This is a genomic window from Bdellovibrionales bacterium (genome assembly GCA_018266295.1).
Taxonomy (GTDB): domain Bacteria; phylum Bdellovibrionota; class Bdellovibrionia; order Bdellovibrionales; family Bdellovibrionaceae; genus JACMRP01.
In genome coordinates, this window is the sequence record JAFEAQ010000020.1 from 1 (window position 1) to 10,401 (window position 10,401).

Genomic DNA, 10,401 nt, shown 5'->3' on the forward strand with positions numbered 1-10,401 from the left:
ATAGGCGATCACTCAAATAGTTCTCGTTAGAATTAAAGAGTGTTTCAGTGAAATGGTATAATAGACGACCTAATCGTATAATATACCATTTTACTTAAGGGACCCTTTTCCGCGAAGAGCGTATCGCGCTTTATGTGCGAAGACTCCCTCCAATCAAAACTTCGAATTAAGTACTTGTATTCAATCTTCATTCCCAGACGACCACGATGGTCGTCTGGCCCCGTTCTCATGGACGGATGGCCGATGTGCTATCCGCGACTGGGCGAGACGAGCACAACAACTAAATTTATTCTTCGCTCAGCGCCTTCGGAGTGAATTCTGAAGGTTTTAGGTTTTGATCCACTTTGATGTTTGAAAGCGCGATTTCTGTCGCGCGGTTATTTTGCACATTGCGGATTTTGATTTTGCCCGCGCGCCACTTGCCGTCGCCGACTTTTTTGTAGTCGCTGAAGTCGATGACTTTGAGGAGCTTTCCTTGCTTGTCGTAGGCCTCAGACTTCGCCGGCAAGTATTCGTTCTGCGCGATATAACTGATCACTCTGGAGTAATTTCCTGAAACTTTGTTCACGTCACTTTCAACCACGTAGTAATTCTGACCACCGATCTTGGCTTCTTTTTTTAGAGTGTTCTTTGCACTCGTTTCGGTGTTGATATTGAAATCCTCGGTGTTGAGCTCAGATCCCAAAATGGAATTCGATTCGCTGGAGCTCGAAGCCAAGCGACGGGTCTGTTTGCTTGAAGGTAGGTAGAGCCACTTTTCTTCTTTGCCGTCTTTGTAAGTTGCTAGCAATGAAGTGCCCTTTAGATCTTTCGGGGTTTGCATGCGGACCATTACGTAGTGTTCTTTTTTGCTGGGGCTCAACCGCATGATTTTCATGCCGCGCTCTTTCGAGCTTTTGTCGGCTTCGATGATTTTCATGGTGACGTCGAACTCTTCGTCTTTCGCACTCATGCGGCTTGAAATTTCAGAGGCGATTTTTTGTACGTCGACAGGCGGAATTGCCGCACGGGCCGAAGAGGTTGCACCAAAGAGTAAGAACGTGAGACTGAATGCTGACAGGCCGAACATGAATCTCTCCTTTGTTCTTGGACTCCAATTCGGAGTTTTTAACAACCAAGGGCAGCTCTTCAGAAGCGTCGGCAAAAGAATAAGATCCCCCACCAGGCCAGCCACCATAGACAACACCATGTAAAACCCAAAAGTTCTATTCATTGCGAAGTACGAGACAAGAAATACGGAAAACCCGGCCAGCAGAGTCAAACTTGATATCAGACAAGGATTGCCCTCAAGCCATAGCGCTTTTTCCACATCCAAACGGTTGATCGAGCTGCTTTTTTGAATACTGCGCAAACGCTCGAGGAAGTAAACGGTATTGTTAAATGCCAAGCCGAGTGCAATTGAGAAAATAATCGCGATGCTGGGTTTAATTGGAGTTTGTGAAATCGCAAGGAATCCCAGAAGCACCGCCGGCGGCACCAGGTTCGGAATACACGCCACAAAGGACCAGCGCACGGATCTAAAGACAAAAATTAAGATCACAAAGATCACGAACATTGATTGCCAGAAGCCAAAGATCAGTTCGCGCGACAGTTGATTATTCAATGTGTGAATCGTTGAGCCCATGCCCGTGGCATTGACGATAAAACCGGGGAAGGTTTTGCGCGCATCGCGAGTCATGCGTTCAACCAAATTATTCAGTTCATTGGACGGCAAGTCCTTTGCCCGGATTGCAATCCGTGTGCGCGAAGAATCCGTATTGAGATAATTCTTCAACGGGCTTTGGTCAGAGAGAGAATACAAAAACAAGATCTCGGCGGTGGAGGCTTTGCTTGCAGGCAAACGACTCTGGGTCAGATTCGATGCTGCCAAAAGATCCGGAAGACCCACGGCGCTGCCGACGCCCGGGTATTTGCGAAAGCGGCGAACCATGCCGTCAAGCTGTGCAAGGAGCTTGGGGTCCCCCCAAATATCTTTCGTTCCGCGCAGTTCGATATCAATTGGAATCATCCCACCGAGTTCATGGTCAATGAGCTCCGTCGAGTTGCGAACCTGGTGATCCGTTGGTAAGTCGTCGAAAAGGCGGGCAGTCCACGAAAGTGTTTGGCCTTTGATCGCGAGAGCCACAGACACGCCAATGATTAGCAACGCCACAACGCCGCTTTTTTGGAAGAAGTAAAGACTCCAGCGCGCTTTCGCCCAGGCCCATTTGCGAGCCTGTGGTTTCGGCAGCAAGATCAGCAGCGGTACTAAAAGAATGTAAGAAACCAACCAGCAAATAAAGATCGCCATTGCGACGGTTAAGCCGAAGTCCCGGATCAGCGGCACTTTGGTAGTCGCAAGGCTCAAGAAGCCGATCATCGGCGTTAAGGCGGCTAAGAAATTCGCGCCTAAAAGAATACGCATCGTGCGAAGAACAAGCCGGTGGTGCGGCATTGGTGGCGCGTTCTTAGCTTCCTCCACCAAGCGGAGCATCGAGTGAATACAAAGCGACATCACCGTGATCGTCGCAAGGATCGGAATTGTCGTTGAAAGAACTGTGAACGAATAGCCCAGCATTGCCATTGCCGCAAGAATCATCAAGTTCGCCACAACAGTAATAATAAAAGAAATAATCACCGGCGTGAAATTGGCAAAGACAATTGTGAGAACGATCAAGCATGCGAGAAAACCCAAACCCACGAAGTTTCGGATCTCACTTTGTAGCAACACACTGATATCGGATTGCACCGCGGGCGTTCCGCCGATTTCGACTTTTGCAAATGGCAAACTCTTTTGGGCAAGGGTCTCGATCTCGGATTTCATAGCCTGCAAGTCAGCAGAGGTCGAGTCTTTCAAATAAACAACAATAGAAACCGTTTTTGCATCTTTAGATACCAGGGCCGGCGTTAACAGAGCGTTCTGCATAACCTGTGAGAACCAGCGCTGCGAAGGAATAGACTCCAGCAAAGGGCCGACGCTGAGGCCTTCTTTATTATTCACAGCCCCTTCAACGGTCGCGATGCTCAGAGCATTTTTGACGCCATCAATTCGGCGCATCTCTTCAGTTGTTTGTTTAAGTGATTGAATCTTTTCCACTTCAAGCCAAGTTTGTTGCTTATCAAGAAGTTGCAAAGTCGCAATGAAAGGTTGGGAATCCGATATTTGAAAAGTTCTTTTTGTTTTTGCATCCAGCGCCAATAGCGGATTTTGTTTGGGCAGGAATTGACTCAGAGAATACTTCGTTTGCAAGCGTGAGAAGGTCAGAACACTTAAAACTGTCAATGCACTCATCAAAATTAAAACACTGATGCAGACTCTTTTGACAAAAACTGGAAGTTTATCCTTAGCCAACGATGGATTGGTCACTGAGATTCCTTTGCAAGAGTTTGGTATTTATTTTCTATTAGTACTTTAGAAAAGAGAATCTAAGCCGTTAACATAAGTAGAGTCCTTTAATGCTATTATACCTTACAACGGGGAACAAGATGCAGATCCATCGATTCAGACTTTTGTTGTTAGCCCTCATCTGTTTTTTCCTGAGCCGTGTCGTGTTCGCGAGTTCCGTTGTGCAAACGGAATTTGAAATGCTGCTTCCAAGATCTTTTCAACAAGATCTCATAGAAAAAGAATGGGACACATTGCAGAAACAAGAATTCAAATTGAACTGGGCGCTCCCAGATCAAACGTTTGATACGCCGGATGTGAAAGTTTTCATGACAGGATTAAAACTAGATTTGAATACGCGTTTGCAAAAGCCAAATATCGGTGGCAGTGGTGAAACAGTTCTACTCGAGTCGCGTGGACTTGAATCTAATCTTTTCATTCAGTCGGTTGCCATTGATCAATATATTGAACGTGATATCGGCGGAGTGATCGGGCGATTCCGTGTACAGGCAAAATGTGAAGGCGTGAATCTCCACTTAAAGCCAGGCAAAGCCACTCTGACAATGCAACTCAGTCCTGTGTTTGATGGTGCTATTTTGCGGGCGCAAGTTGATGATGCCAACCTCACTTGGACACCGGATGCGTGGGAGATCACTGCGATGAAATGTTCGGGAGCAGAGGGCTTCGAAGACATCGTTCGTGATGAGATCCATCAGCGCACCGGCGATGCTTCTATTGTCACAAGTCAAAAAGCAACCTTGATGCAGTACGTGCGCGATTATGTCGGTTCACATTCTTTGGATCTTTCAAAACCACGTAGCCTCATTACAGCCCGTCCAGACATTAAGGTTTCAATGAGTGTGACAGATTTTTCGGGTACGGAAAAAAACGCTGTCGTGCATGGACTTTTTCGAGTTGAGTTTACGCGCCTAAAGTCTAATGACCAAAAGAATCTGCGCCTGTCAAAAGACAGTCTCGGGTCCAACAGCTCGCCGGTGATTCGTGTGCCGGAGGATTTTGTCTTAGAAGTGGCAAAGCAGGCTTATGCCGGCAACACGTGGAGTGAAAAAGTTTACTCTACGGATATTCCGGGATTTCAGACGCTCATGAAGTCGCGATTCACGCAGTTCTTCGTGTGGCGAGAGCTCATGGATTATCCGAAGAGTGCAAAATTCCTCTTTGAAGTCTATTCACCAAAAAATATATCTATCAGCGGTGCCCATCTGAGTTACGATGTGAAAGCGCCGCTCTACGCAAAAATGTATGCACCACGTGCCGGGGAGTCTGTGCCGTTTATGAATTTCTCCGTGCCCTTGACCAGCAACGTGAAGCTGTCACTGAATGACGGCAAGATTGCAGCGAAGTTCACGGACGTGACACTTGGCCTGCAAGAATCTTGGGATCCAAGTTATGTGGCGAAGTATTCCCCGTCAAAGACCTTCGCGACAGAAACGATTCGTAAACGCATCCAGAGTGCCGCGCAAGGGGCCTCGCTGAATTATACGCTGCCGTCAATCCCTGTGGCCGATGATGTGTCGTTGCTAGTTCAAAAAGTGCAGAGCACGAAAGACGGCGACCTGGTGTTGTATTTGAAAATGCCAAGCTCAGGCCCGACGCCGAAATAGATTATTTGCGAAGGATCTTGCAGCTGTAGGATTGATTTTCGATGTGCTCATAGGCATCGAGGTGCTTACTGAAGCGATAGTAGTCCACATAGAGCTGACTGAGTACCGGGCTATAGACTGTCGTCGACTTCCACTCTGGATAGCCTTCTAGGTGATTTTCCATACGTAAAGTGATTAAGCCGAAGTGGGCGGTCTTGTTTGTCGCGGAACTCACTGGAGACAAAACAAGTTCTGAAGCTTCTTGGTTGTAGCGGTTCGTATGGTACTGGAACAGATCTTCCGAGATCTTTAAAACCGTGAGGCAAAGTGGGCGGGGATCGCTACTCACTTGCGGCAGGCAAGAGACTGTCAAATTGATTTCAGAACCTGGATTCTGCTGTTGTAGTTTTGCCGACACATCTTTGCAGTTCCACGCAGCTTGCGCGCTAGAGATCATCAATGCCGTTGCTATAAATCCGAGAAATTTCATAGGTCGCCTCTTTGTGAGAGAGTAATTTATAAAATTCCGCTGAAAATTTAAAGACGGGCGGCGGATGATTGTGAATTTTACCAGCTACGACTGAGCGAGAGCCGATAGTTGTCATTCTCGTTGTAAACACCAAGAGGTGTTGTTGGATTGCCTGAAATGATTTCGGCACTGGCTTGCAATGTCCAGGCATCGAAAAACCGGCGAGCCACCGCGTACTGCTGGAAATTGCTGGAACGGAGTGTGTCGTAGAGCCCAAGGACAGTCACCGTCCAATTATCTCCCCACGAGAAGCGGCCTCCTGCCATCCACGAACGGCGAAAGATTTCTGTCACCGACACGTTCGAATCGTTCTCTTTCTCAGTGTCTATGAAAGAATACTGAACAAGAGCTACGAGCAGCCCCTCTGAGCCAATATTGAAGTTCTTTTCAAGACCCACAATGCTTTCATGGGTCCATCCTGGCAGTAAAGGATCATCGCCATAGCTCTGTGAATAGTTGGTGGCGTATTTAAAAAGAAAATTCCATTGATTGCTGACCCAAGAAAAACCGCCGGCGCGCTGGCGGTAATATTTTAGATGCAGTTTCACGTCGGGATCGGTTTGAATGACAATGATTGGTGAGACCTGAATCACATTGCCCGTGACCTCAGGTTGAACGATCGGGAACTGATTGATGCCGTCATAGCCTGTAAAGCTCAGGTCGACCGCGCCCAAGTGCCATTGCAGGCGCAGCCCGACATTGTTGTCAGTCGCATGATTGAGTTCCATGCGGCTTTCGTAAGTGTAGCGCAGATCTTCCGGCAGAATCAGGGCGACGTTGTTATCCACCGTGCGCGGAATATAGACTTTGCGCGGAAGCCAGCGGCTATTGATACCGGGCAAAATCGATTCGCGATTTTTCGGAATATAGATCAGTTCCTGCTCGGATTTTTCCGTATTATGCGAGAAAAGCACGGAGCCCATCCCGAGTTTCACGGAGCGAAGCGGGTCATAGTACTGGCGCATGTTCACGATATCCATCGGATTGTAACCGTCGGTCACGCCCCAATTCAGGATGTTGCTGCCGACTTGAATGCTGGCTGTTTCGCCGCGCAGTTTGAAATAGGCTTCGCCGACGTCGGCAAATATTTTTTCCTCATTGGATTTATTCTGAGGATCCCACTGAAAGGTGGGTTTAAAAAAGAATCGATAAGTATTGCCGTATTTTCCAGTTAAGGCCGGGATCAGGGAGAGGCGGTTCAGAGTGTTGTTGGTATCTTCACCATAGGTTTGGGGCCAATAAACGCTTTCGATTTTTGCGTCGGTGGTGAGGCTCCAGCCGTCTTTGGCGCGCGCCAAAAATGGAAGCAAGCAAATGATTGTTAGGATCCCAAGACGCAGTCCCATACTTTAAAAAAACATGGTTTGTGCCTAGGGGGCCACCTTGAGGATGCGAAGACTTTGTCCTGGTTTGGGTAACTATTTGCGGCCCCCTGTTTAAGACTTCTGCAGGCAAATTCTGCTCAGTTCTTTTTTACAGAGTGTGGCCGTGGGCACGGCAAGTGCACCCTTGGGGGCGAGTCCAAATTTTGAACGTGGAGGCATCTATGAAGAACGTACTTCAATCCGTGGTATTTGCTATATTCCTTGTCCTTGGTGCTTGCGCTAAAGACAGCGGCGGTGGCAATTCCGATCCAACAGTAGCGACAGTTCCTTCGGCATGTGCTGCAGGTCAGGTCAGCTATCAAAATACCTGCATCCCTCAGGGCGGCTGCCCCGTAAACTATGGTCTTTACAATAATCAATGTGTGCCTGCGACAGTGGCGACAACGGGTTATGGTAACTGCGTTGCCGGTCAGGTTTACACTCAGCAAGGTTGCTTGGCTCAAGCAAATTGCCCAGTGAATTTCGGGATGGCGCCAAATGGCCAATGTATTCCGGCTTACAACGTAGGTTATAACGGCGGTTACAACAACGGTGGCTACTACTACAATAACGGTGGAGCTTACAACTCTTACTACTATCAATACAGAAACTATCCAACTGGCTACTATGGTGGCGGTTACTATGGATATCCGACGGGCTACTACGGTGGTGCAGGTGTGGGTATCAGTGGTGGTATCTACATCGGTGGCGGCATCCGTGCAGGTGTCCCAGGTATGTACTACGGCTACTAGTGCTTAAAGCGGACGTTTTAATGAAACGTTTTATGATGTCTCAAAATGAAAAGGCCCTGTGATGGGGCCTTTTTTATTTTGACTTGAGAGGGAGTTCCAGGCGAGCGTTCGGCCATCGTTCTATTTCTGCAACAATGCTTTTTATGGGCACCGACTAATAAAGTCCCTGCAGTCTTCTTAGAATTAAAACTAAGAGGTCTGTATGAAAAACGCAATTCAAATTCTCATCCTCTCTTTCGTCGTTGCAGGCTGTGCGAAGTTCCAGGGATCGCCCTTCACAGATCATATCGAATCTTCGGGCAGTCAGCAAAACCTGCGTCAGCAAGAGCGCCTGTTCAGTGATTTGCAGGGAATCGTCCCCACAGACCAGAACGGTATTAAGATTGCGCTGATGTCCGATAATCATCATAACTACAATGACATCGACACCGTCGTAGACATCCTCAATCAGCGCAATGACCTCAACTTCGTGGTTCATGCCGGTGATATGACCGACAGTGCCTATAACTTCGAATACGATGCATTTATCTCGAAGTTCACGCGTTTGAATGCGCCGGCCTTTACCGTGATCGGTAATCACGATGCCATTGGCAAAGGCCGCAAGATCTATAAAAACTATTTTGGCGAATATAATTATGCCTTCGTCTATCATGGCTATCACTTCATCTTTTTTAATAACAACCGCTTGGAATTTATTAACGAAGGCTGGAGTCTCGACTGGCTTGAGGCCGAGCTCGCGAAAAATTCAGGTGTACCAAAAATCGTGATTCAGCATATTAACTACGACAACGCCGATGCCTTCACCGACGAGATGAGCGAGAAAATGAAATCGCTCTATGAAAACAACGGTGTTCAGTGGGTGATCAACGGCCATCGTCATGTCTTTGGTTTTGATACCATTAACAACGTCCGCTACTTGCAAGTTCCTCGTATTGAAGATGCAAGTTACTTAGTTCTCAGCTTGCAAGACGGTGAGTTCCAGCTTGAATCCTACAAAGGAGCCTCCAATGAAAACACTTATCAGGGTTCTCTTTCTCATTAGCTTTGCTGCCAGTGCCGAAGCCCTGGAGTTTTCCGCCGGAGTTCAGCACGCGGGATGGCTCGGTGAAAAAGTCATCTTCGCCGGTATTGAAAACGATGAACAAACGCTTGGTTTAGATTTACTCTTGGGACGCTCGGAAGATTCTGACGGGCAACGTGTCGACCAGATCAGTTTGAAATTCCGTTACGCTCCGTGGTTGCTAGACCTGCCTTATGATATTCAGTGGCAGCCGGTCTATTTTGGAATCTTTGGCACTTACACGGATGGCCGCGAATTTTTCTACGATAGTGAAGAAAAATATCCAGAGAAAAACTATTACGATCCAACCTTGCGCCGTTATGGGTTTTTATTGGGAACGAACGTCAAATATAAAAAGATCAGTGTTTATACCGAAGTGGCGGCCTTGGATAAATCCATGGAGTCGCAGGTAGTTGCGAATGGGTCGTTATCCTGGACGGATTTGTTGTCAGCGTCAGTGGGCCTGCGCTGGAATTTCTAGCTTGTAAGCACGCCTAAAATCCCGGAGGATGAAATGGTGAAGCTCAGTCAGTTAGACCTTAATGAAATTCATTACTTTGTCCGAGTCGTGCAAGAGGGAAGTCTTTCCGCGGCTTCTCGCTATTTGCAGATTCCAAAATCTAAAATCAGCCGCAAGCTTGCAGCCTTTGAAAAGAAAGTCGGTCATACACTGCTCAAGAGAAACACTCGCAGTATTACGCTGACCGATGAAGGACGCAAGATCTATGAACTTGTCGGGGGCGGCCTTTCTGAGCTGATCCATCAGCTCGATAACAACCTTTCTCCGCACGCGGAACTGGGCGGGCAGCTAAAGATCGGCGTGCCAACAGGGCTTGGTACTGGACCGCTTATGAGCATTGTCGGTCTTTTTCGTAAGAAATATCCTGGTGTGCGTTTGCACATTCAAATGACCGACCGGCCTGAGGCATTGCTGAAGGACGACTTCGATCTGGTTGTGAATATCGGTCCTGTGAAGCAGGACTCTTTAATGGCCGTTACTATTGCGGAAATGGATTTGTTTTTATTTGCGAGCGCTGAGTACCTGCGCAAGAACGGCACGCCGGCTTCGTTTGAAGAGTTGGTTAAAAAGCATTTGGTGATTGAGCTTAATAATAGCGACTGTGAGACCATCACTTGGCCTTTAACCAGTACTAAGGGCGAAACGCATAAGCTTGTGATTGAAAGCCCGGTGAGTGTGAACATGCCTCAGGCGGTGAAGCTTGCGATCATGGATCATCAGGGCTTTGGTTTTTTGCCGTGGATGATTGCAAATCCTGAATGGAAAGACGGCAGCCTCGTGCGAGTTTTTCCGGATTGGCGCGTGAAAGAAATCCCACTGCAGTTCCTGTATCATAAGCACAAGATTAAAAATCAAAAGGTGAAGGCATTCATCACATTCTTTAAAGCCGAAGTAGCTCGCCGCCGCCCTCAGGGCGTTGAGGAGTGCTAGGCTTGGGCTGGGCCGCCGCTGTGGCAGCGGGAGTGGTGGTTTTGGCTCTGGTTTGTACTCTCTAAGTGGTTTTGTCCGGGATACGAATTATAGAAAATAGTATTGACGTGGTTTTTTGGGGTGCTTGGCTTCGCTTATGCGGGGAGATTTTATGTGGGGCTTTGGATTTTGATTTCTGCAAGAGATCTCTTCGGGGCGAAGGGATTACGCTCTTTGATGAGTGATATGATTCGCGTTAGGCTTGAGCTCGGAAATTCACTCTAAAAACCTGTGTTATA

Annotated in this window: 8 protein-coding genes; 5 read left to right on the forward strand and 3 right to left on the reverse strand. The window is 47.6% G+C overall.

Features of this window, described 5'->3' with window-relative positions; translation table 11 throughout:
- Positions 1-286: 286 nt before the first annotated feature.
- Positions 287-3,271, reverse strand: coding sequence for an outer membrane lipoprotein-sorting protein (locus tag JSU04_19450; protein ID MBS1972491.1), 2,985 nt, complete (start codon positions 3,269-3,271; stop codon positions 287-289).
- 164 nt (positions 3,272-3,435) lie between these two features.
- Between JSU04_19450 and JSU04_19455 the strand changes: the two genes are divergently transcribed.
- Positions 3,436-4,989, forward strand: coding sequence for a hypothetical protein (locus JSU04_19455; GenBank protein MBS1972492.1), 1,554 nt, complete (start codon positions 3,436-3,438; stop codon positions 4,987-4,989).
- 1 nt (position 4,990) lies between these two features.
- Here the strand turns inward: JSU04_19455 and JSU04_19460 are convergent, their stop codons facing one another.
- Positions 4,991-5,458 carry a hypothetical protein gene (locus JSU04_19460; protein MBS1972493.1) on the reverse strand — a complete coding sequence of 156 codons (468 nt, stop codon included), beginning with the start codon at positions 5,456-5,458 and terminating at the stop codon, positions 4,991-4,993.
- 77 nt (positions 5,459-5,535) lie between these two features.
- Complete coding sequence (locus JSU04_19465) at positions 5,536-6,843, reverse strand: hypothetical protein (protein MBS1972494.1); 1,308 nt, start codon at positions 6,841-6,843, stop codon at positions 5,536-5,538.
- Between the two features lie 200 nt (positions 6,844-7,043).
- On the opposite strand from JSU04_19465, the gene JSU04_19470 reads away from it, so the two are divergent.
- From JSU04_19470 to JSU04_19485, 4 genes are all read left to right on the forward strand, one after another.
- On the forward strand, positions 7,044-7,613 hold the full coding sequence (locus JSU04_19470; protein MBS1972495.1) for a hypothetical protein: 570 nt from the start codon (positions 7,044-7,046) through the stop codon (positions 7,611-7,613).
- Between the two features lie 202 nt (positions 7,614-7,815).
- Positions 7,816-8,655, forward strand: a complete 840-nt coding sequence (locus tag JSU04_19475; GenBank protein MBS1972496.1) for a metallophosphoesterase — start codon at positions 7,816-7,818, stop codon at positions 8,653-8,655.
- Entirely contained in the window at positions 8,621-9,154 is a 534-nt protein-coding gene (locus tag JSU04_19480; GenBank protein MBS1972497.1) for a hypothetical protein, read from the forward strand. The genes JSU04_19475 and JSU04_19480 overlap by 35 nt, the downstream gene beginning before the upstream one ends.
- Before the next feature lie 33 nt (positions 9,155-9,187).
- Positions 9,188-10,123: a LysR family transcriptional regulator gene (locus JSU04_19485; protein MBS1972498.1), complete on the forward strand. Its 936-nt coding sequence runs from the start codon at positions 9,188-9,190 to the stop codon at positions 10,121-10,123.
- The last annotated feature ends 278 nt before the right edge of the window (positions 10,124-10,401 follow it).